This is a genomic window from Yinghuangia aomiensis (genome assembly GCF_039542225.1).
In the GTDB taxonomy this organism is placed as follows: Bacteria; Actinomycetota; Actinomycetes; order Streptomycetales; family Streptomycetaceae; genus Yinghuangia; species Yinghuangia aomiensis.
On record NZ_BAABHS010000018.1, the window covers coordinates 155,989 to 177,660 of the forward strand.

At 70.1% G+C, this 21,672-nt stretch carries 22 protein-coding genes; 18 read left to right on the forward strand and 4 right to left on the reverse strand.

The features are described 5' to 3' along the window. Positions 1 to 34 precede the first annotated feature (34 nt). Entirely contained in the window at positions 35 to 1,306 is a 1,272-nt protein-coding gene (locus ABEA93_RS24945) for a site-2 protease family protein (RefSeq protein ID WP_345677979.1), read from the reverse strand. 90 nt (positions 1,307 to 1,396) lie between these two features. Here ABEA93_RS24945 and ABEA93_RS24950 point away from each other — a divergent pair, with 90 nt between their 5' ends. After that, on the forward strand, positions 1,397 to 2,281 hold the full coding sequence (locus tag ABEA93_RS24950) for a tRNA (adenine-N1)-methyltransferase (protein ID WP_345677980.1): 885 nt from the start codon (positions 1,397 to 1,399) through the stop codon (positions 2,279 to 2,281). A gap of 215 nt (positions 2,282 to 2,496) precedes the next feature. Then, complete coding sequence (locus ABEA93_RS24955; RefSeq protein WP_345677981.1) at positions 2,497 to 3,321, forward strand: hypothetical protein; 825 nt, start codon at positions 2,497 to 2,499, stop codon at positions 3,319 to 3,321. Positions 3,322 to 3,497: 176 nt separating this feature from the next. Here the strand turns inward: ABEA93_RS24955 and ABEA93_RS24960 are convergent, their stop codons facing one another. Continuing rightward, positions 3,498 to 3,785, reverse strand: a complete 288-nt coding sequence (locus ABEA93_RS24960) for a ferredoxin (protein ID WP_345677982.1) — start codon at positions 3,783 to 3,785, stop codon at positions 3,498 to 3,500. 223 nt (positions 3,786 to 4,008) lie between these two features. Here ABEA93_RS24960 and arc point away from each other — a divergent pair, with 223 nt between their 5' ends. The 6 genes from arc to prcA all read left to right on the forward strand — a co-directional run bounded on the left by arc (position 4,009) and on the right by prcA (position 10,340). After that, positions 4,009 to 5,781, forward strand: a complete 1,773-nt coding sequence (arc, locus tag ABEA93_RS24965; RefSeq protein WP_345677983.1) for a proteasome ATPase — start codon at positions 4,009 to 4,011, stop codon at positions 5,779 to 5,781. A gap of 222 nt (positions 5,782 to 6,003) precedes the next feature. Further along, the gene (dop, locus tag ABEA93_RS24970) at positions 6,004 to 7,509 is read left to right on the forward strand and encodes a depupylase/deamidase Dop (RefSeq protein ID WP_345677984.1); all 1,506 of its coding nucleotides are present in this window, start codon (positions 6,004 to 6,006) and stop codon (positions 7,507 to 7,509) included. 350 nt (positions 7,510 to 7,859) lie between these two features. Beyond that, positions 7,860 to 8,075 (forward strand): ubiquitin-like protein Pup, encoded by a 216-nt coding sequence (locus tag ABEA93_RS24975; RefSeq protein WP_345677985.1) that lies wholly within the window; start codon positions 7,860 to 7,862, stop codon positions 8,073 to 8,075. Between the two features lie 5 nt (positions 8,076 to 8,080). Beyond that, positions 8,081 to 8,674 (forward strand): endonuclease VII domain-containing protein, encoded by a 594-nt coding sequence (locus ABEA93_RS24980; protein ID WP_345677986.1) that lies wholly within the window; start codon positions 8,081 to 8,083, stop codon positions 8,672 to 8,674. Next, on the forward strand, positions 8,626 to 9,471 hold the full coding sequence (gene prcB, locus ABEA93_RS24985) for a proteasome subunit beta (RefSeq protein ID WP_345677987.1): 846 nt from the start codon (positions 8,626 to 8,628) through the stop codon (positions 9,469 to 9,471). Before ABEA93_RS24980 ends, prcB begins: the two co-directional genes overlap by 49 nt. A 77-nt stretch (positions 9,472 to 9,548) precedes the next feature. Beyond that, positions 9,549 to 10,340, forward strand: coding sequence for a proteasome subunit alpha (gene prcA, locus ABEA93_RS24990; protein WP_345677988.1), 792 nt, complete (start codon positions 9,549 to 9,551; stop codon positions 10,338 to 10,340). Positions 10,341 to 10,456: 116 nt separating this feature from the next. On the opposite strand, the gene ABEA93_RS24995 is transcribed toward prcA, so the two are convergent. Next, positions 10,457 to 11,518 (reverse strand): LacI family DNA-binding transcriptional regulator, encoded by a 1,062-nt coding sequence (locus ABEA93_RS24995; RefSeq protein ID WP_345677989.1) that lies wholly within the window; start codon positions 11,516 to 11,518, stop codon positions 10,457 to 10,459. Between the two features lie 211 nt (positions 11,519 to 11,729). On the opposite strand from ABEA93_RS24995, the gene ABEA93_RS25000 reads away from it, so the two are divergent. The 4 genes from ABEA93_RS25000 to ABEA93_RS25015 all read left to right on the forward strand — a co-directional run bounded on the left by ABEA93_RS25000 (position 11,730) and on the right by ABEA93_RS25015 (position 16,132). Continuing rightward, complete coding sequence (locus ABEA93_RS25000) at positions 11,730 to 12,959, forward strand: MFS transporter (protein WP_345677990.1); 1,230 nt, start codon at positions 11,730 to 11,732, stop codon at positions 12,957 to 12,959. Positions 12,960 to 12,968: 9 nt separating this feature from the next. Next, on the forward strand, positions 12,969 to 14,330 hold the full coding sequence (gene pafA / locus ABEA93_RS25005) for a Pup--protein ligase (RefSeq protein ID WP_345677991.1): 1,362 nt from the start codon (positions 12,969 to 12,971) through the stop codon (positions 14,328 to 14,330). Between the two features lie 271 nt (positions 14,331 to 14,601). Continuing rightward, a complete protein-coding gene (locus ABEA93_RS25010; RefSeq protein WP_345677992.1) occupies positions 14,602 to 15,594 on the forward strand; it encodes an FKBP-type peptidyl-prolyl cis-trans isomerase in 993 nt (330 codons plus the stop codon). A 145-nt stretch (positions 15,595 to 15,739) separates the two neighbouring features. After that, positions 15,740 to 16,132: an FKBP-type peptidyl-prolyl cis-trans isomerase gene (locus tag ABEA93_RS25015; protein ID WP_345677993.1), complete on the forward strand. Its 393-nt coding sequence runs from the start codon at positions 15,740 to 15,742 to the stop codon at positions 16,130 to 16,132. Between the two features lie 146 nt (positions 16,133 to 16,278). Here the strand turns inward: ABEA93_RS25015 and ABEA93_RS25020 are convergent, their stop codons facing one another. Further along, positions 16,279 to 17,364, reverse strand: coding sequence for a DUF3866 family protein (locus ABEA93_RS25020; RefSeq protein ID WP_345677994.1), 1,086 nt, complete (start codon positions 17,362 to 17,364; stop codon positions 16,279 to 16,281). 222 nt (positions 17,365 to 17,586) lie between these two features. On the opposite strand from ABEA93_RS25020, the gene ABEA93_RS25025 reads away from it, so the two are divergent. The 6 genes from ABEA93_RS25025 to tatC all read left to right on the forward strand — a co-directional run bounded on the left by ABEA93_RS25025 (position 17,587) and on the right by tatC (position 21,658). Continuing rightward, positions 17,587 to 18,585 (forward strand): helix-turn-helix transcriptional regulator, encoded by a 999-nt coding sequence (locus tag ABEA93_RS25025; RefSeq protein WP_345677995.1) that lies wholly within the window; start codon positions 17,587 to 17,589, stop codon positions 18,583 to 18,585. Continuing rightward, entirely contained in the window at positions 18,582 to 19,538 is a 957-nt protein-coding gene (locus ABEA93_RS25030; RefSeq protein ID WP_345677996.1) for a helix-turn-helix transcriptional regulator, read from the forward strand. Before ABEA93_RS25025 ends, ABEA93_RS25030 begins: the two co-directional genes overlap by 4 nt. A gap of 153 nt (positions 19,539 to 19,691) precedes the next feature. After that, positions 19,692 to 19,895 (forward strand): hypothetical protein, encoded by a 204-nt coding sequence (locus ABEA93_RS25035; protein ID WP_345677998.1) that lies wholly within the window; start codon positions 19,692 to 19,694, stop codon positions 19,893 to 19,895. 65 nt (positions 19,896 to 19,960) lie between these two features. Then, positions 19,961 to 20,215: a hypothetical protein gene (locus ABEA93_RS25040; RefSeq protein ID WP_345677999.1), complete on the forward strand. Its 255-nt coding sequence runs from the start codon at positions 19,961 to 19,963 to the stop codon at positions 20,213 to 20,215. Positions 20,216 to 20,404: 189 nt separating this feature from the next. Further along, complete coding sequence (gene tatA / locus ABEA93_RS25045; RefSeq protein WP_345678000.1) at positions 20,405 to 20,677, forward strand: Sec-independent protein translocase subunit TatA; 273 nt, start codon at positions 20,405 to 20,407, stop codon at positions 20,675 to 20,677. A 96-nt stretch (positions 20,678 to 20,773) separates the two neighbouring features. Then, positions 20,774 to 21,658 carry a twin-arginine translocase subunit TatC gene (gene tatC / locus ABEA93_RS25050; protein ID WP_345678001.1) on the forward strand — a complete coding sequence of 295 codons (885 nt, stop codon included), beginning with the start codon at positions 20,774 to 20,776 and terminating at the stop codon, positions 21,656 to 21,658. Positions 21,659 to 21,672: the final 14 nt, after the last annotated feature.

The window sequence follows — 21,672 nt, forward strand, 5'->3', positions numbered from 1 at the left end:
CGCAAACGGGCACCACGGCCCGCCGCGCACCCGGCTACCGGCGCGCGGCGGGCCGCATCAAGTCCAGGAACGCGCGCTCCACATCGCTGCGCGCCAGCACCCCGTACACACTGCCGTCCGCCTCCACCACCAAGTACTCCGACGCCGGAGTCGCCCGCAACGCCGCCAGCAGGTCCTCGCCCGCCAACTCCGCCGCCACCCGCATCCCCGGCAGCAGATCCCGCGACAACGGGCCCACCGCCACCCAAGGACGGCGCTGCTCCGGCGTGTTCACCACCCGCGACTCGCGCACCAGCGCGATCGGCGAACCGTTCGCATCCACCACCACCAGCGCCCGCGCGCCCGCCTCGCCCGCCCGGCGCAGCGCCTCGGCCAACGGCAGATCGGCCGCCACCGGGATCGCGCGGCGCGTCAGCCCCCGGACCCGCAGCCCGGGCAGGCGCTCGCGCAACTGCTCGGCACGCAGCGACTGCACCGCGCCCGTCCACATGAACCCGCCGATCAGCGCCCCGCACACCACCGTGTAGAGGCGCATCCACCCGGTGTCCTCGCGCGACCACCACACCGCACCGATCAGCACCGCGACCGCGAGCAGGCGCCCCGCCCACGACGCCGCGACCGTACCGGCCATCGGGCGCTTCGTCGCCCCCCACACCCCGGCGCGCAGCATCCGGCCGCCGTCCAACGGCAGCCCCGGCAGCAGGTTGAACACGGCCACCATCAGGTTCGACACCGCCAGCAGCGCGACCATCCGCCCGACCAGCGAATCGACGTCCAGGGCCAGGCCCACGCCCCAGAAGCCACCGGCGAGGGCGAGCGACAACGCCGGCCCCGCCGCTGCCACCGCGAACTCCCGGCCCGCCGTCTGCGGCTTGTCGATCTCCGAAACGCCGCCCAGGAATTGGATCGTGATCCGGTGCACCGGCAGACCGAACCGCAAGGCCGTCACCGCGTGCGCCAACTCGTGCACCAGCACCGACAGATACAGCAGCACCGCGAACGCGAACGCGACGAGGTACTTCCAGCTCTCCAACTGCGGGAACAAGCGCTCGAACGTCGGCGCGAACAGCAGCGTGATCACCACCGCGATCACGAACCACGACGACGACACATACACAGGCACCCCGAACGGGCGCCCCATCAGCAGCCCGCCGCCCGGACCCGGCCCGGTGCGCTCCGTCGTCGGCCCGCCCGCCACGGGACGGCCCGCGGGCCCGCCCGGCGCCGCGCCTCCCGGCACACCACCGGAACCGGCGCCGTGCTCTTCGCCGTCCCGTCCCTGCGGAAGCCCGCCCGAATCACTCACGCCGTCGATGGTATGCGGTGGGTGACCAGCGAGGACGGGCAGCGACGCCCCCGGACCGAAGGCCCTCCGCCGACCGGTACCCTTGGGCGCATGTCCGAACCGACCGGTGCCGCCCGTCGTCGCGGGCCCTTCCAGGTCGGGGACCAAGTGCAGCTGACCGATCCCAAGGGCCGCCACCACACCTTCACTCTCGAAGCCGGCAAGTCCTTCCACACCCACAAGGGATCGTTCCCGCACGACGAACTGATCGGCGCCCCCGAGGGCACCGTCGTCCGCTCGTCCGGGAACTTCGACTACCTCGCGCTGCGGCCTCTGCTCCCCGACTTCGTCCTGTCCATGCCCCGCGGCGCCGCGGTGATCTACCCCAAGGACGCGGGGCAGATCATCGCCATGGCCGACATCTTCGCCGGCGCCCGCGTCGTCGAAGCCGGTGTCGGCTCCGGCGCGCTCAGCACCTTCCTGCTGCGCGCCGTCGGCGACCAGGGGCAGCTGTCCTCCTACGAGCGCCGGCAGGACTTCGCCGACATCGCCAAGCGCAACGTCGAGCGCTACTTCGGCGGGCCCCACCCGGCGTGGACGCTCACCGTCGGCGACCTCCAGGACAACCTGGCCGAGACCGACGTCGACCGCGTCATCCTCGACATGCTCGCGCCCTGGGAGTGCCTCGAGGCCGTGCACAAGGCGCTGGTCCCCGGCGGCCTCGTGTGCTGCTACGTCGCCACGACCACCCAGCTCGCCCGCACCGTCGAGACGATGCGCGCCATGCGCTGCTTCACCGAACCCCAGTCGTGGGAGTCGATGGTGCGCACCTGGCACGTCGAAGGCCTCGCCGTCCGCCCCGACCACCGGATGATCGGCCACACCGGATTCCTGGTGACCGCCCGCCGCATGGCCGACGGCGTGGAAGCCCCGATGCGCCGCCGCCGCCCCTCCAAGGGCTCCTACGGCGAGGACTACGAGGCACCCGAGGTCTGATTCCCCGTCCGCTTCCGCGAGGCGCCGCCGGCATCCGGCGGCGCCTCGCCGTTTTCCGGCCGCACACCGGACCGCGACCGGAATCGACCGCGGAGCGGGCGCATCCCACGGATTCCGGCCATGTCCGGACCTGTCGCCGAACCCGCCGGAACGCCCCGCGAGCGCTTTCCGCCAGGCCTTTCCTGTGTGGCGGCAGACCACTAACGTGGCAGGTCGTGGCGGATGAACACGGCGTGCACGACCGGGGCGTGCACGAAAACGGCGCGTCCGAAATAGCGGACACCGACCCCGGAGCAGCCCTCGAACCCACTGCGGTCCACCCCGCGCCCCCCGCGGTACCGGACCCCCGTACTTCCGGCGAACTCGTCGCCGTCGGCGCCCCCGCGCCCCGCGTCCCCAAACCGGACGTCAAGAACTCCGTCGTGCTGATCTTCGCGGCGTGCATCATCGTCTTCGTCGGCATCAGCGCCGTGTCCATCTGGGCGGCCAGCCGCCTCGACGGCGGCGTGCCCGGCATCACCGCACCGGCGAAGGGACACCGCGAAGCACCGGTCTTCCCACCGGACGAACGCAACGACGGCGCGATACCCGGCACCGGCCAAGCCCCCGACACGGGACAGCCGGCAGGCGGCGCCCAACCGCGCGGTGCCGCCCCGGACGCCGGGCGTGTCGACCCGGTCGCGGCCAAACCGCTCGCCGACGTCGCCGTCGACTGGTCCGCGGTCGACTACGGCCTCGACTGCGCCGGCCTGCCGACCGAAGTACGCGCGAACGTGCCGCTGCCCGGCGGCGTCCACCTCCTCCAGGTGCGGTGCGCCACCGGCGCGGGCACCCCGCCCGACGCGATCATCGCCTACACGCTCGGCGACGACGGCCGGCCCGACCGCGGCCGCACCCTCCTCGACACCGCCGACGACCGGATCGTCAAGAGCCTGGACGTCGCCGACGGGCACGCCACCGCGACGCTGCTCGGCTGGTCCGGGGAAAACGTGCCCCGCTGCTGCCCCGACCAGGAAGAAACCCTCCAGTTGATCCCGTAGCGGATCTGGCCGGAAAACGCCCTCGGCAGGCGCGCCGGAAGCACTCCGGCGCGCCCGTCCGCACGCCCGCGCACCCGGCGGAGCGCGGCGTGGCGAACCGGAGAACCCCGGCAAGACACACAAAAAAGGCGCGCGCGGCGGATCGCCTGCGCGCGCCTTGCGGCTGCCGTCCGGGGTCAGCCGGCGTCCGGGCCGTAGACCTCGACGCCGTCCGACACACGCCGCACATGGATGCATTCACCAGGGCATTTGCGTGTGGCATCGATCACTTCTGTGATCAGTGGCAGCGGCACCGGCACCGCGGAACCCGGGTCGGTGCGCAGTTCGTCGTCCTCGCCCTTCACGTATGCGAGGCCGTCGATGTCCAGCTCGAACACCTCGCGGGCGAACTGCACGCAGATTCCGTCACCGGTGCAAAGATCCTGGTCGATCCACACCTCAAGAGCGTCATTCTCGGTGGACATCAGGCCTCGCACTTCACCATTTCACGCTGGGAACCGACCAAGAGACCCTACCGCCGACGGCTTCGTGATGTTGATGGGTGGGTATCGGCACCACACAACAGTGGGGGCAATCGCGCGGGTGAAGATCGGACACGCCCAGGCCGTCTTTTGATCAAGGGGTTTCAACCCCCCCTGCCGCAGGTAGGGTCGGAGACGTCGCAGCTCCCAGGAGGAGGTGAGGACCGTGGCAGCCCACGACGACGACATGAACCGTGGCGGGAGGCCGGCTCGGGGTACGGACGACCTCATGAGCCAGGTGTCCTTTCTTGAGCAGGAAGTCGCCGTCCTGCGTCGCAAGCTCGCCGACTCGCCGCGTCAGACGAGGATGCTGGAGGAGCGGATCGTCGAGCTCCAGACCAGCCTCGCCGGTCTGACCACACAGAACGAGCGGCTGGTGGCGACGCTCCGAGAGGCCCGCGATCAAATCGTGGCCCTCAAGGAGGAGGTGGACAGGCTCGCGCAGCCACCTTCGGGTTTCGGTACTTTCCTGTCAGCAAACGAAGACGGCACGGCCGACATCTTCACCGGAGGACGAAAACTCCGCGTGAACGTCAGCCCCAACCTCGACCTCGAGGACCTCCAGCGCGGCCAGGAGGTCATGCTCAACGAGGCCCTCAACGTGGTCGACGCCATGGAGTTCGAGCGGATCGGCGATGTCGTGATGCTCAAGGAACTCCTCGAAGACGGCGAACGCGCCCTCGTCATCGGACATACCGACGAGGAACGCATCGTCCGCCTGGCCGAGCCCCTGCTCGACAGCCCCCTCCGCGCCGGAGACTCGCTGCTGCTGGAACCCCGTTCCGGCTACGTCTACGAACGCGTGCCCAAGAGCGAGGTCGAAGAACTCGTCCTCGAAGAAGTCCCGGACATCGACTACACGAAGATCGGCGGCCTGCGGAACCAGATCGAACTGATCCGCGACGCCGTCGAGCTCCCGTACCTCTACCCGGACCTGTTCAAGGAACACGAACTCCGGCCGCCCAAGGGCATCCTGCTCTACGGCCCGCCCGGTTGCGGGAAGACGCTCATCGCCAAGGCCGTCGCCAACTCCCTGGCCAAGAAGGTCGCCGAGGCCAAGGGCGTGGACGGCGAACAAGGCAAGAGCTACTTCCTCAACATCAAGGGCCCGGAACTCCTCAACAAGTACGTCGGCGAGACCGAGCGGCACATCCGCCTGGTCTTCCAACGGGCCCGCGAGAAGGCCAGCGAAGGCACGCCCGTCATCGTCTTCTTCGACGAGATGGACTCGCTCTTCCGCACCCGGGGCTCGGGGGTCAGCTCGGACGTCGAGAACACGATCGTCCCGCAGCTGCTCTCCGAGATCGACGGTGTCGAAGGCCTCGAAAACGTCATCGTCATCGGCGCCTCGAACCGCGAGGACATGATCGACCCGGCCATCCTGCGACCCGGCCGGCTCGACGTGAAAATCAAGATCGAGCGCCCCGACGCCGAAGCCGCCAAGGACATCTTCGCCAAGTACCTCACGGCGAACCTGCCCCTCCACGAGGACGACCTCGAGGAGCACAGCAGCGACAAGGCCACGACGGTCGGCAACATGATCCAGCGCGCCGTCGAGCGCATGTACGCCGAATCCGAGGAGAACCGCTTCCTGGAGGTCACCTACGCCAACGGCGACAAGGAGACCTTGTACTTCAAGGACTTCAACTCCGGCGCCATGATCGAGAACATCGTCGGCCGCGCCAAGAAGATGGCCATCAAGCAGTTCCTCGAGAACGGCCAGAAGGGCATCCGCGTCTCCCACCTCCTCGCCGCCTGCGTCGACGAGTTCAAGGAGAACGAGGACCTGCCCAACACCACCAACCCCGACGACTGGGCACGCATCTCCGGCAAGAAGGGCGAGCGGATCGTCTACATCCGCACGCTCGTCACCGGCAAGCAGGGAGCCGACGCCGGACGCTCCATCGACACCGTCGCCAACACCGGCCAGTACCTGTGACACCAAGCCGCCGCGGCCCACACGAAGCTGTGGGCCGCGGCGGCGCGTGTCCGGCCGGACTCCGCCCGCGACCGGACAGCACCGCCGATCCCGCCGTCCCTATCCCGCTCCACCCCGGACGGCCATAGGCTCGATAGCGTGTCCGGTCGCCCGAACAGCAATTGCAGAGCGTCCTAAAGTGAATGCAAGCAGTGGCCAGGGTTTGAACGTCGAGGGGGTCGCATGACCGTCCAGCGCGTGATGGGCATCGAGACCGAGTACGGCATCTCGGTACCGGGACACCCCGGTGCCAACGCGATGCTGACGTCGTCTCAGGTGGTGAACGCGTACGCTGCCGCGATGCATCGCGCTCGCCGCGCCCGCTGGGACTTCGAAGAGGAGAACCCGCTGCGCGACGCCCGCGGCTTCGACCTCGCCCGCGAACTCGCCGATGCCAGCCAGCTCACCGACGAAGACGTCGGCCTCGCCAACGTCATCCTCACCAACGGTGCCCGCCTCTACGTCGACCACGCGCACCCCGAGTACTCCGCCCCGGAAACCACCAACCCGCGCGACGCCGTCGTCTGGGACAAGGCCGGCGAACGCATCATGGCCGAAGCCGCCCGCCGCGCCGCGGAAGTCCCCGGCGGCCAGCAGATCCTGCTCTACAAGAACAACACCGACAACAAGGGCGCCAGCTACGGCTGCCACGAGAACTACCTCATGCAGCGCGCCACGCCCTTCGCGGACATCGTGCGCCACCTGACCCCGTTCTTCGTCTCCCGCCAGGTCGTGTGCGGCGCCGGGCGTGTCGGCATCGGCCAGGACGGCTCCTCGCACGGCTTCCAGATCAGCCAGCGCGCCGACTACTTCGAAGTCGAAGTCGGCCTGGAGACCACCCTCAAACGCCCCATCATCAACACCCGCGACGAGCCCCACGCCGACGCCGAGAAGTACCGCCGCCTGCACGTCATCATCGGCGACGCGAACCTCTCCGAGGTCTCGACCTACCTCAAGCTCGGCACCACCGCACTCGTCCTGTCGATGATCGAAGACCGGTTCATCACCCACGACCTCACCGTCGACCAGCCGGTCCGCACCCTGCACCAGGTCTCCCACGACCCCTCGCTCAAACACCTCGTCACGCTCCGCAGCGGCCGCAAACTCACCGCGGTCCAACTCCAGATGGAGTACCTCGAACTCGCCCGCAAGTACGTCGAGGACCGCTTCGGCGCCGACGTCGACGACGTCACCACCGACGTCCTCACCCGCTGGGAATCCGTCCTGACCCGGCTGGAGACCGACCCGATGTCGCTCGCCCGCGAGCTGGACTGGGTCGCCAAGCTCCAGATCCTGGACGGCTACCGGAGCCGTGACGGCCTCGACTGGGACGCCCCGCGCCTCCACCTCGTCGACCTCCAGTACGCCGACGTACGGCCCGACAAGGGGCTCTACAACCGCCTCGAAAACCGGTTCGAGCGCATCGCCGCCGAATCCGAGGTCCAGCGCGCCGCGCACCTGCCCCCGGAGGACACCCGCGCGTACTTCCGCGGCCGCTGCCTCGAGCAGTACGCCGACGAGGTCGCGGCGGCGTCCTGGGACTCGGTGATCTTCGACGTGCCCGGCCACGACTCGCTCCAGCGCGTCCCCACCCTCGAGCCCCTGCGCGGCACGAAAGCCCACGTCAAGGACCTGCTCGACCGCTGCCGCACCGCGGAGGAACTGGTCAACGCGCTTACCGGGCGATGACCGCCGGCCGGCTCCGCGGCCCGCTCGCCGCCGACCAGGTGAACCCCTCGCCGGACGGGTGAACCTGAGCCGTGTGGGGGAAGAAAGCGGGTGGAGGCACCGGACCACCGAATGTCGCCCGCGGGCTGCGCGCGGTGGTCCGGTTCCCCCGGACCTCACGGCAGCCGGCCGTCCGAGGCAACCGATGTGACCGACGGATGTGACAAAGAGAATTCCCGTGCTCGGGAACAACCGCCGCCCTACGCTTGTAGTGTCTGATCACCTGGCTCTTCGGAGCCGTTCGATCGGAACACCGGCCCGGGGCGGTGCCCTTCCCGGGCGGGATCGAGAGAAAAGGTGGGGTGCGTCAAATGGCCACGAAGGACAACGGCGGACAGGCCCGGACGAATAAGCGCTCCGAGGAAATCGAAGAAACCTCCACCGACGCGCAGGCGACCTCCGACCTGCAGGAACGCCAAGAGAAACTGACGGACGACGTCGACGCGGTCCTGGACGAAATCGACGAGGTCCTCGAGGAGAATGCCGAGGATTTCGTGCGTTCGTTTGTCCAGAAAGGCGGAGAATAGGGCAAATGTCCGATTTGCCCTCACTTAAGAAATGCTCGCGCTGTAAGGAATTCCTGACGCGTGCTGCATTTGCCGCGAACAAATCGCTGCGCGACGGCCTGCAATCGTATTGCCGGGAATGTTCCGCGCAATATTATGCGGAACGCCGTACGGCAAAGGGGTTTGCGGTCAGGCCGAAGGTCGCCGTGCCGCCGGGGCACAAGCGGTGCCCCCGGTGCACGGCGATCAAGCCGCACTCCGAATGGCATCTGCACCGCAGGAGTGCTGACGGATTCGCGGCACACTGCAAAGCGTGCCGGGCGGTCGACGGCCGGGCAGGCCACCTTCAGCGCAAGTACGGCCTGACCGAAGAGCGGTATCAGGAGATGCTCGAGGCCCAAGTCGGGCGTTGTGCGATCTGTCTCGTGGCTCGAGCCGAACACGTGGACCACGATCACGAAACGGGTAGGGTCCGAGCACTACTCTGCTTCAACTGCAATGCGGCCCTAGGCCAGTTCAAGGACCGTCCCGACGCGCTCCGCCGGGCCGCCGCCTACTTGGAAGGGATCGTGTGGAATCCAACACGCGTGGCACCGGGCGTCTACCGGGTGCCTTCCTGACCCCCGGGTCGTCGTCTTTCACGGAGTTCCTCAGTGCGTACCGGCCGGAGTTGCTGCCGTCGCGGCGGACCTTGCCGACGACGCCGGTGACGGTGGAGGCGCCGCACGGCACGACCATCGTCGCGGCGACGTTCCCCGGCGGCGTGGTGATGGCCGGCGACCGGCGCGCGACGATGGGGAACCTGATCGCGCAGCGGGACATGGAGAAGGTGTTCCCGGCGGACGAGTACAGCTGCGTCGGCATCGCCGGCACGGCGGGTATCGCCGTCGAGATGGTGCGGCTGTTCCAGGTCGAACTGGAGCACTACGAGAAGATCGAGGGCGCCACGATGTCCCTCGAGGGCAAGGCGAACCGCCTGTCGCAGATGATCCGGGGGAACCTGGGCATGGCGATGCAGGGGCTCGCGGTCGTGCCGCTGTATGCCGGGTACGACCTGGATGCGGGCGAAGGCCGGATCTACAGTTATGACATCACCGGCGGGCGTTCCGACGAGCAGGGCTTCACGTCGGTGGGTTCGGGTTCGCTCTTCGCGCGCGGCGCGCTGAAGAAGCTGTACCGCGAGGACCTGACCGCGGATCAGACCGTGCTGGCGTGCGTGCAGTCGCTGTACGACGCGGCGGACGAGGACTCGGCGACGGGCGGCCCCGATCTGTCGCGGAAGATCTTCCCGACCGTGTCGGTGGTGACGGACGAGGGTCTGCGCATGTGGTCGAACGACGAGGTCGGCGCCGTGGTGCGGTCGGTGGTCGGCGAGCGTTTGGAGCGTCCGAACGGTCCGAGTGCGCCCTTGGGCTGAGGCGTTGAGGCGTGCGGGGCACGCACTGGACGTAGTGGACTGACGGCTTTGATTTCCTCCCAGCAAAGGACTCCACGGTGACGACGCCTTTCTATGTGTCGCCGCAGCAGGCCATGGCGGACCGGGCCGACTATGCCCGCAAGGGCATCGCCCGGGGTCGCAGCGTGGTCGTTTTGACGTACGCGGACGGCATTTTGTTCGTGGCGGAGAACCCGTCGCGGGCGCTGCACAAGATGAGTGAGATCTACGACCGGATCGCCTTCGCGGCGGTCGGGAAGTACAACGAGTTCGAGAACCTGCGGATCGGCGGCGTGCGGTACGCGGACATCCGCGGCTACTCGTATGCGCGCCATGATGTGACGGCGCGTGGTCTGGCCAACGTGTACGCGCAGACGCTGGGAACGATTTTCTCCAGCGGCGGCGAGAAGCCGTACGAGGTGGAGCTGATCGTCGCGGAGGTGGGCAGCACGCCCGCGGACGACCAGATCTACCGGTTGACGTACGACGGTTCGATCGCGGACGAGCAGCACTATGTCGCGATGGGCGGCAATGCGGACCAGATCACCGAGCAGCTGAAGCGGTCGCACCGTGAGGGGCTGCCGTTGGACGAGGCGCTGCGGGTCGCGGTGGATGTGCTGTCGCGGGACGGCAGTGGCGAGAAGCGGACGATCACGGCGGCGCAGCTGGAAGTTGCGGTGCTGGACCGGACGCGGTCGCAGAAGCGGAAGTTCAAGCGTGTGGTGGGTGCGCAGTTGGCGCGTCTGCTGGGCGAGTCGGCGTCGGGTGCGGCGGATGCCGCGGCCGAGGGCGGCAACGGGGCCGACGGCGACGGCGGTTCGGGTGCGGCGGGGGAGACGTCGGAGGAGTAGCGCGCGTTCGCGGTGCCTTTGCGGCACTTGGACTCACGGGCCCGCCCCTGGCCGGGGGCGGGCCCGTCCGCGTGTCCGGGGGCTTGGTCGTCCCTTCGGCTTGACGGTGCCGTGGTTCAGGCGTTTGTCGGCGGTGCGGCGGTGGATCCTCGGACGAGGAGTTCGCCGGGCAGGGCGGCGTCTTCGGGTTGCCGGCCGTCGAGGAGGTCGAGGAGTGCGCCCATGCCGACTTCGCCGAGGCGGTGGCCGGGGAGGCGGATGGTGGTGAGTTCGGGTTCGAGGACGGTGGCGACGAGGAGGTCGTCCACGCCGGTGACGGAGAGGTCCTGGGGGATGCGGAGTCCGCGGGCGCGGGCGGCTTTGTAGGCGCCGGCGGCGATGACGTCGTCGTCGCAGACGAGGGCGGTGGGGCGCCGGGGGCGGTCGAGGAGGTGTCCGGCGGCGGTGGTGGCTTCGGGGACGGCCATGGGGGTGCGGGCGTAGGAGGCTTCGGCGCCGGGTGCGGCCGACAGGGTTTCGCGGAAGGCGGCTTCGCGGGTGCGGAAGGTCCAGCTGTCGATGTCGGACACGACGCGGCCGATGCGGCGGTGGCCGAGTCCGAGGAGGTGGGTGGTGAGGCGGCGCATGCCGTCGGCGATGTCGATGTTGACGGTGGGGGCGCCGGTGCCGGGTTCGCTGTCCATCATGACGAGGGGGAGGCCGGTGCCGGGTGTGCCGGTGCCGAGGAGGCCGGAGAGCGTGTCGGCGGCGGTGGAGGACGCCAGGACGCCGTCCAGGGCGGTGTGGGCGGCCGCGAAGGGGCTGGCGACGGGTTCGAGTTCGTAGCCGGGCTGCACGGGGGCCGGGTAGATGACGACGGCGAAGTCGCGGCGGGCGGCGGTCTCCGAGGCGCCGGTGTGGACGGCGCCGAAGAACGGGTTGGTGAGGGCGGGGACCACGAGCAGGACGGTGCGGGTGGTGCCGAGGCGCAGGTGGCGGGCGGCCTGGTTGGGCCGGTAGCCGAGGGTGTTGCTGGCGTCGATGACGGCGCGGACGGTGCGTTCGGAGACGCGTCCGGCCCATTTTCCGGCGTGTACGAGGGACACGGTCGACTGCGAGACTCCGGCGAGTTTCGCGACGTCTTTGCTGGTGGGGCGGGTGGCCGGGATGGGGGGCGGCGCGTCCGCGGGGTCGGGCACGGTGGCGGCGGTCCCTTCGTGGGTCCCGGGGTGTGGGGGGTGAAAACCGGGGGCGGTGGCCGGTTGCTGGGGCCACTGTAGGGCGACTTGGCGGATTTACCGGGCAGTGTCGGCGTGGATTCGGGTTGCCCTCTGCGGTCTGGGCCGCCAGACTGAACTGGAGTCATACGTATGACTTCATGATCTGCCGGGCGGGAAGGCGTCGACTCTCATGCGGATATACGCGGATCTCTTCCGCGCCAAGTACGCCGCGCGGCTGCTCGGCGGGACGCTGCTGGGCCGTCTGCCGAACGGCATGGGCGTCCTGGCGATCCTGCTGTTCGCGCGCGCGGACGGCGCCGGATACGGTCTCGCGGGCACGCTGTCGGCGCTTTCCGGCCTGGCCACCGCCCTCGGGCAGCCCGCGCTGGGCCGCTGGATGGACCGCCGGGGGCAGACGGGTGTGCTGATCGGCGGCGCGGTGGTGTCGGCGCTGGCATATGCGGCCTTCGCCGTGGTCGGGGTCCATCCGCTGCCGGTGGCGGTCGCCGCGGTGCTGGTGGCCGGTTTTGCCACGCCGCCGCTGGAGTCGGGGCTGCGGGCGCTGTGGCCGACCGTCCTGCGGCAGGACCAGGTGCACGCCGCCTACGCGCTCGACGCGGCGGCGCAGGAGATTCTCTTCACCGTCGGCCCGCTGCTCGTGGTCGCGGTGATCGCGCTGGCGTCCGAGGCCGCGGCGCTGGTCGTGACCGGGCTGCTGGGGATCGCGGGCACGCTGGTGGTGGCCACGGCCCGGCCGTCGCGGGTGTGGCGTGGCGAGGCGCATACGCCGCACTGGGCGGGCCCTCTGCGGTCGCGCGGCCTTCGGGTGCTGCTGGCGTCGCTGACGCTCGCAGGCACGGCCTTGGGCGTGCTGGGTGTGGCGGCGGTGGCCTACGCGGACGACCGCGGTTCGGACGTGTGGTCGGGTGCGGTCATGGCGGCGATGTCGACGGGGGCGTTCGTCGGCGGGGTGGTGCACGGCGCACGCCGGTGGGTGCGCCCGGCGCGGGAGCGTCTGCCGTGGCTGATGGCGGGCCTGACGGTCGGCTATCTGCCGTTGATGTGGGCGCCCGCCCCGTGGCTGATGCTGGTCCTCGCGGTGCTTTCGGGCGTGTTCTTGGCGCCGGTGATCGCGTGCACGTTCACGTTGGTGGACGAGCTTGCCCCGGCGGGCACGGTGACCGAGGCGTTCGCCTGGGTGGTGGCCGCGATGGGCACCGGAGCGGCCGCGGGGACGGCGGCCGCCGGGTTCGCCGGAGAAATGGCCGGAGTGAGCGGCGCGTTCGCGGTGGCCGGGGTGGGAACGGCGCTCGGGCTGGCGGTCTTGGCGGCGGGCCGGCGCACGCTGGTTCCGGCCGAGATCAACTCGGCCGGATTCGGCGCACGCGAGTTGTCCCGGAACGGCACATCAGCGGCGTAATGTTGCTGCATGGACCGCCGAATCTTCGGGCTCGAGAACGAGTATGGCGTCACCTGCACGTTCCGCGGGCAGCGCAGGCTGTCTCCGGACGAGGTGGCGCGGTACCTGTTTCGCCGAGTCGTCTCGTGGGGCCGAAGCAGCAACGTCTTCCTACGCAATGGGGCCCGGCTGTACCTGGATGTGGGCAGTCACCCCGAGTACGCCACGCCGGAGTGCGACTCCGTGCCCGAACTCGTCGTGCACGACAAAGCCGGCGAGCGCATTCTTGAAGGCCTTCTCGTGGACGCCGAACGGCGCCTGCACGAGGAGGGCATCGCCGGTGACGTCTACCTGTTCAAGAACAACACCGACTCGGCGGGGAACTCGTACGGCTGCCACGAGAACTATCTGGTGGCGCGGCACGGCGAGTTCTCGCGTCTGGCGGACATCCTCATCCCGTTCCTGGTGACCCGTCAGATGCTGTGCGGCGCGGGCAAGGTGCTGCAGACGCCGCGCGGTGCGGTGTACTGCGTGAGCCAGCGCGCCGAGCACATCTGGGAGGGCGTCAGTTCGGCGACCACCCGGTCGCGGCCGATAATCAACACGCGCGACGAGCCGCACGCGGACGCGGAGCGCTACCGGCGCCTGCACGTGATCGTGGGCGACTCGAACATGGCCGAGCCGACGACCATGCTGAAGGTCGGCGCGACCGACCTCGTGCTGCGGATGATCGAAGCGGGCATGGTCATGCGGGACCTGACGCTGGAGAACCCGATCCGGGCGATCCGCGAGGTCAGCCACGACATGACCGGCCAGCGCAAGGTGCGCCTGGCGAACGGCCGCGAGGCGTCGGCGCTGGAGATCCAGCTGGAGTACCTCACCAAGGCGATGGACTTCGCCGACCGGCGGGGGATCCGCACCGGCACCGTGCAGCAGGTCCTCGACCTGTGGGAGCGCACGCTCACCGCGGTGCAGACCGGCAACCTGGACCTGGTCGGGCGGGAGATCGACTGGGTGATCAAGTACCAGCTGATCGAGCGGTACCGGGCCAAGCACAACCTGCCGATGGCGTCGCCGCGCGTCGCGCAGATCGACCTCGCGTACCACGACATCCACCGGCGGCGCGGCCTGTACTACCTGATGGAGCGGCGCGGCCAGGTCGACCGGGTCGGGCAGGACGTGAAGATCTTCGAGGCGAAGTCGGTGCCGCCGCAGACCACGCGGGCCCGGCTGCGCGGCGAGTTCATCAAGAAGGCGCAGGAGCAGCGGCGGGACTTCACCGTCGACTGGGTGCATCTGAAGCTGAACGACCAGGCGCAGCGCACGGTGCTGTGCAAGGACCCGTTCCGGGCGGTGGACGACCGGGTGGAGAAGCTGATCGCCAGCATGTGAGGCCGGTGACGGCTGTGGCGCCGGTGGCCGGCAGGTGACGGCGCGGGCGTCGGGGGCGGGTGCGTACCGTTGCGCAACGGTACGCACCCGCCCCCGACGCTTGCCGGGCAGGGGTGGCTTCCGCCGTCCCGCCCGGTATGTGCAGGGGTGGTCACGGAGCGCAAGATTACGGTCGGGTACGGATCGGCAACGGGTTTGGTCTTCACGCGATTCACACGGCGCTTGCCCGTAGAGTGTGCGGGTCCTTGACCGCCATCTGCAGAGGAAGACCGTGCGCCGCCTAGCCACGCTGCTTCTCGTCCCCGCCTTGCTGCTCGGCGCTGCCGCGTGCGGCAGCGACTCGAAGGACGACCAGGGAGACACGACCTCCCGCCAGGTGCCCGTGAGCACGACCGGGGCGGTGACGGCGAACTCCGCGTTCGGGCAGCAGCCGAACATCGCGATTCCGGAGAAGGTCAAGCCGCCGAAGGACATGCAGGTGCAGGTCCTCACCGAGGGCTCGGGGCCGGTGGTCGACAAGAACAACATGGCGACGTTCAACTACGAGGGTGTCTCGTGGAGTTCGCGCCGGGTGTTCGACAGCTCCTTCGAGGCGGGCCGGACGCCGTTCACCGTGCAGGACCTGAACAGCGGCCTGATCCAGGGCTGGCTGGAGGCGATGCCCGGCAAGAAGGTCGGGACGCGCCTCCTCATGACGATTCCGCCGGACAAGGGCTACGGCCCGGACGGCAACCCGCCGAAGATCGCGAAGAACGAGACGCTGGTCTTCGTCGTCGACCTCGTGGACACCGTCGGCAAGACGGACGGCGCGCAGGGCACCGCGGTCAACGTGACCAACGCGGACCTGCCGAAGGTGCAGACCGACGGCGTCAAGATCACGGGTCTGACCTTCCCGAAGGACAAGCCCGCGCCGACGGCGTTGGTGAAGCAGCCGCTGATCGAGGGCACCGGCGCGGCGGTGACGGCCACCGACACGGTGACGATGCAGACCGTGCAGTACGTGTGGGGCGCCGACAAGACCCTCGGGTCGAGCTGGGGCGGCAGCGGCCCGTCGCAGGTGTCGCTCGCGACCGGCAACACGACGCTGATGAAGACGCTGGCGGACAGCCTGGCCGGGGTGAAGGTCGGCAGCCGCGTCATGCTGGTGATCCCGCCGGACAAGGCGTTCGGTGCGGAGGGCAACCAGCAGGCCGGGGTGCCGGCGAACGCGACGCTCGTGCTGGTGCTCGACGTCCTGCGCACCGCGGCGGTGTCGAACGGCTGATCCCACCCGGGACTCCTGGCCGCGCCCCGTGGCGCGGTGCGGCGGAAAACGCCGCGCCGTGCGGCGGGGCGCGTTTCGTTGCGGAGCCGCTCGGCTGACAGAGTGTGCGTCGGCAGTTTTCGTGTAGCGAGGAGCAGTACTACCGATGAGCAACATCGACACGAGCACGCGTCCCGAGATCGACTTCCCGGACGGCAACCCGCCGGCGGACCTGGAGAAGACCGACATCGTCGAGGGCACCGGCCCGGTCGTCGAGGCGGGCGATGTCATCGCCGTCGACTACGTCGGCGTCTCGTTCTCCACCGGCGACGAGTTCGACGCGAGCTGGAACCGCGGCCAGGCCCTGCAGTTCACGGCCGGTGCCGGACAGGTCATCGAGGGCTGGGACAAGGGCCTGCTGGGCATGAAGGTGGGCGGCCGCCGCAAGCTGGTCATCCCGCCGCACCAGGCCTACGGCGACCGTAGCCCGAGCCCGCTGATCAAGGCCGGCGAGACGCTGATCTTCGTGTGCGACCTGCGCGCGATCCAGGGCAAGTAAGTCCGGTCCCTCCGGATATCAGGAGGGGACGGACACGCGGCCGCCCGGTGGTGCTTCGGCACCGCCGGGCGGTTTCGCGTTCTCCGCTTTGCAGGGCTGTGCAGGGCTTTGCAGGGCTGTGCAGGGCGTCGCAGGGTGGCGCGGGTTCAGTCCGCGGCGGGGAGCAGCGATGCCGCGTACCGCCCGGCGGCTGCCGAGGCGAGGAAGTGGGCGTGGTCCTCGTCGAGGCCGCGGCCCATCGTGGACAGCTTTACCGGCACGTCGCGCAGCGCCTGGTCGAGGCCGTCGACGGGCACGGCGACGACCCGGTGGCGGGCCCGCAGCGGGGCGACGTCGGCGGCGACGCGGGAGGCGAGCGGCTCGTCGAGTTCCGGGACGACGACGTCCGCGGCGGCGAGGGCGACGCGGCCGTAGGCGGTCAGGCTGTGGTGCGAGACGCCTTGGTGCCGTTCGCGCGGATCGGCATCCGAGATGCGCAGGGCGGCGACGGCGTGGCCGCCGAGCGTGGCGACGGCGTTGACGGCTTCGCCCGCGGCGACGCCGGAGAAGCCCCAGCGGGTGTCGGTGCCGAGGTTGCCGGGGCCCTGCGTGACGATCGCGAGGTCCGCGCCGAGGACGTGGCGGGCGGCCAGCAGGGCGCTGTGCACGGTGACGGCTTCGAGGTCGCCTCCGACGGCCTGGCCCGCGGTGATGGTGCCGGTGAGCCAGTCGGCCTCGCGGAGCGCGGCGGCCGTCATGGAGAACCAGAGGGGGAGCGCGCCGCCGTCGGTCATGATGTAGGCGATGCGGGTTCCGGGGCGCACGGCGCGCACTCCGGCGCAGATCGCCGGGACGGCAGAGTGGAGGTCGGCGACGACGACCGGCATGGCGCCCAGGTCGTCGGCGTCGCGGAGCACCTCGTGGTGCGGCGAGTCCTGCTCGTCGACGCCGAGCACGACGGCTTGCAGCGGCGTGTAGCGGGTCTTCACCAGGTGGCCGGGGCCGCGTGGCGGGTCCGCGGGGAGCCGCTCGGGAAGGGCCACGACGAGCGCGTATCCGCCGGTGCCCAGGCCCATCGTCTGCGCGGTGGTGTTGAGCAGGACGGTGTCGCCGACGGCCGGGTCGCCGACCAGCGCCGGGTAGGCGAGCGCGCGCACCGGGTCACCGGTGCCTTCCTGGCGCACGGTCAATTCGACCGCGCCGCGCCATGCCCGCCGGACTTCGAGGACCTCACCGCGCCGCCACGTGATCACGGGCGGTGACACTAGTGGAACCGTGGGGCGGTATGCCATTCCCTCTCCCTCCGTGCTCCATCTGTGCGCTTCCCGTGCGGTGACGGGCGGTTCGTCCACAGCCTGCGGTGACCGGGCGGACGCCGGGTGCGCGGACGCGGTACGGTCAAGGCGGAACCAAGCCGTGTAGCCCGACCGGCGGTTCCGGCGACGGACGGGACAGGACCCAAGGGGCGGGAACGGATGGCGATCCCCAAGCAGGAGCGGTTGGTGAGTCTGGTCATGTGCCTGCTCGCCGCGCGCCGGTACGTCACGAAGGAGGAGCTGCGGACGTCGATCGAGTCGTACCGGCTGTGCACCTCGGACGAGGCGTTCGACCGCATGTTTGAACGCGACAAAGACGACGTGCGCGAGCTGGGTTTCACCATCGAGACCGGCGCCAACGACCCGCTCGTCGAATCGGCCGACGGCTACCGGATCCGCGCCGAGCACAACACGCTGCCGCCGGTCGACCTCGACCCCGAGGAAGCCGCCGCGCTGGCGCTGGCCGCGGGCGCGTGGCAGCAGTCGTCGCTTTCCGGCGCCGCGACCGGTGCGCTGTACAAGCTCAAGGCCGCGGGCGTGGAGATCGACACCGCGCCGCTGACCTCGGTCGAACCGCGGGTCACCGCGCGGGAGTCGGCATTCGGGCCGCTGCTCGAGGCGCTGCGCACCAAGCGCCCCGTGCAGTTCAGCTACCGCAGTTCGGGTGCCGCGGAGGCGCGTCAGCGCGTCGTCGAGCCGTGGGGCATGAGCTGCTGGCGCGGCCGCTGGTACCTGGTCGGCTGGGCGCGCGACCGCGAGGAGCAGCGGGTGTTCCGGCTGGAACGCGTGCTCGACAAGCCGAAGCCGCGCATCCTGCGCGAGCAGCTCCGGGCGCCGGTCCCGGCGAACGTCGACATCCGGGAGCAGGTAGCGCGGTTCGCGGGGGAGGGCGGCGAAGGCACCGCGCGGCTGCGCGTGCGCGCGGGCGCCGGGTTCCCGCTGCGGGCCCGGGCGACGGCCGTCAAACCGGTCGACGAGGCGTGGGACGAGCTGGAGTTGGCGTACGGCCACGGGCTGCACAGCTGGCTGGCCGAGTTCGGCGCCGACGTCGTCGTGCTGGACCCGCCGGAGCTGCGGGCCGCGGTCGTCGGGCAACTCCGCGCCGCCGCGGGCCTGCCGGCGGAGGACAACGCACACGCGAGCGAGGTAGGCGCATGAGCAACGCACTGGACGACACTCGGCGGCTTTTGTCGCTGGTGGCTTACCTGCGCGAGCGTCCGGGCGCGCGGCTGGACGACGTGGCGCGTGCGTTCGGGCTGGGCATCGACGCGATCGAGGCCGACCTGGGCACGCTGCACATGTGCGGCACCAGCTTCATGGCCGACGACCTGCTGGAGCCGCACGTCGACTCCGAGGGCCGTATCTGGCTCGACAACGCCGACGCGCCGGTGCGGCCGGTGCGGCTGGCCCCGCACGAGGCCCTGTCGCTGCTTGTCGCGCTGCGCGCGCTGGCCGGGTTGTCCGGGCTGCGCGACCGCGACCGCGAGGCGCTCGGCCGGGTCACCGCCAAGCTGGAGGACGCCGCGGGGGAGGCCGCCGAGGTCGCCGCGCACGTGAGCATCGAGTTCGAGGCCGAGGAGTCGTCGTTCGCGACGATGGACCGCGCCATCGCCGAGAAGCGCGTGCTGAAGCTCAGCTACTACGTGCCGCGCCGCGACCAGGTCACCGAGCGGATCGTCGACCCGGTGCGGCTGCTCCTCGTCGAAGGCCGTCCGTACCTGCTGGCCTGGTGCCGCACCGCGGAGGACCGGCGGCTGTTCCGCCTGGACCGCGTGGTGTCCGCGCAGATCCTCGACGAGGCGTCCGAGCCGCCCACGGTCGCGCCGTTCGACCCGGAGGACGGCCTTGTGCAGGCCTCGCCGGACGACATCGAGGTCGTGTTGGAACTCGGTCCCGGCGGCCGCTGGGTGCGTGAGTACTACCCGTGCGACAGCCTTGAGGAACTCCCCGATGGCGGCCTGCGGGTGACGCTGCGCACCCCGGACCCGTCGGTGGTGCGCCGGCTCGCGCTGCGGCTCGGCGAGCACGGCCGCGTGGTCGCGCCGGCCGAACTCGCCGACGAGGTCCGCGGTACCGCCCTGGCGGCGCTCGAGGCGTACGCGGGCGCGTGATCCGGCGCCGGACGGCCTATCTTCCGCACCGGCTCCTCGCGTAGCTTCGTCGTCCGTACGGCCGGATTTCGTCCATCCCGCTTCGGCTTGGTCACCTTTTGCACGACCCTTCGGCAATTCCTCGGGCATTCCCTCGGGCAAGGAGGCTCCCAGGTGGCGACGTTCACGGCACGCTGTCCCGATTGCGGGCTGGTCGAGCTGACCGCCGACCAGCTGCGGTTGGTGGTCCTGCCGAGCAAGTCGTTCTATACGTTCAGCTGCCCGGCGTGCGACGAATCGGTACGCCGGCCCGCGGGCGAGAAGATCGTCGAACTGCTGTCCGGCGGCGGCGTCTCGTCCATGCAGGTGGCGCGCTGACCGGAAGTCCGCCCCGGCACCCGCGCGGTGCCGGGGCGGACCCGTTCCGCAGGTAGGGTCGGCGCATGCTTTTGTGGGTGCTGCTCGCGTTGTCGCTGGTGCTGGTGGTCGCGGGCCTGGCGGTGATCGGACGACTGGCGTTCCGCCTTGCGGGTGAGGTACGTCACTTCGGCCGGGCCGCCGGGGACGCGCACGACCGGATCGGGCGCGCCGCGGAAGACTTGCGAGATGCGGTCGATCCGTACGATTACGGGACATCTCCGTATCCCCAATACGGGCGAATGCCGCACTCTGACACGCCGCATGGCGCCCGCCGTTAGGGCCCCCCGGCCCTGCGCCGCCGCCCCGGTGTCGGGCCGCCCCGACACTCCGACGGGGCGCGGACGTGAACACGGCACATCTCGTGGGTTCCGAAAGCGCCCGGTGTTCGCCACGATTGCGTTGCACGGGCGTAACACTGATCGGCGTACGATCGGACCCATCAACCCCCCGGTTATGAGGTAGCAACTATGTTCGGCAGGCTTGGACCCACCGAGATCATCCTGATCCTGGTCATCGTCGTGCTCCTGTTCGGTGCCAAGAAGCTGCCGGACACCGCTCGCGCGCTCGGCCGCTCCATGCGGATCCTCAAGAGCGAGGCCAAGGCGATGAAGACCGACGACGCCGCCGCGGGTGACGCCGCCAAGCCGAGCACCCCCGAGGCGCCGCGGACCATCCAGTCCGCGCCCGGCGAGGTGTCGCAGGCCCGCCCGGTGGGCGAGCCCGACGCCAACCGCCGCTGACGCGCCGAGCCCCCCGGAGTCGGCCCTCAGGTGAGTGCAGTCAGAGGGCTTAGGCGCAACCAGCCTGCCCGTCCGCCCAAGAACGACGAGGGGCGCATGCCCCTCATGGACCACCTGCGCGAACTGCGCAACCGGCTGGTCAAATCGATGCTGGCGATTTTGGCCGTCACCGTGGTCGCGTTGTTCTTCTACGACCAGATCGCGGAGTTCCTGGTCCGCCCCGTCTGTGACCTCGACGTCAAGGGTGTCGGAGCGAGCCAGTGCCCGGCATTGGTGCAGAAGGGCGTTTTGTCGCCCTTCTCCACGATGCTGAAGGTCTCCTTCGCCGTCGGGGTGATCGCCGCTGCCCCGATCTGGCTCTACCAGCTGTGGGCGTTCCTCGCCCCGGGTCTGCACAAGCACGAGAAGAAGTACTCGCTGGCGTTCGTCGGCGTGGGCGTGCCGCTGTTCGTGGCGGGCGCGTGGTTCTCCTACGCGATCCTCCCGCACGCCCTCGACGCGCTGCTCGGCTTCACCATCGGCGAGGCCAACAACCAGATCGACCTCGACGAGTACCTCGACTTCCTGGTCCGCATGGTCGCCGTCTTCGGTCTGGCGTGCGAGCTGCCGCTGGTGCTGATCCTGCTCAACTTCGGCGGCGTCATCACCGCGAAGAACATGATCGCGTGGTGGCGCTGGGTCGTCATGGGCATTTTCGTGTTCGGTGCGGTGGCCACGCCGACCACCGACCCGCTCACGATGTGCCTGCTGTCGGTGCCGATCAGCGTGCTGTACGGGCTCGCGATCCTCGTCGCGGCGATAAACGACAAGCGCCGCGGCCGGCGCCGCGCCGAAGTGCTCGGCGGCGACCTCGACGACGACGAGGCGTCCTCGCTCGACCTCACGCCCGCGCGGGTCGAGGACACCGCGCGCCTCGAAGGCACCACCCCGGTCCAGCGGAACGGTGAAGCGGACTCCGTCCACGCCGACGACATCACCTGACGCGGGGCCTGACG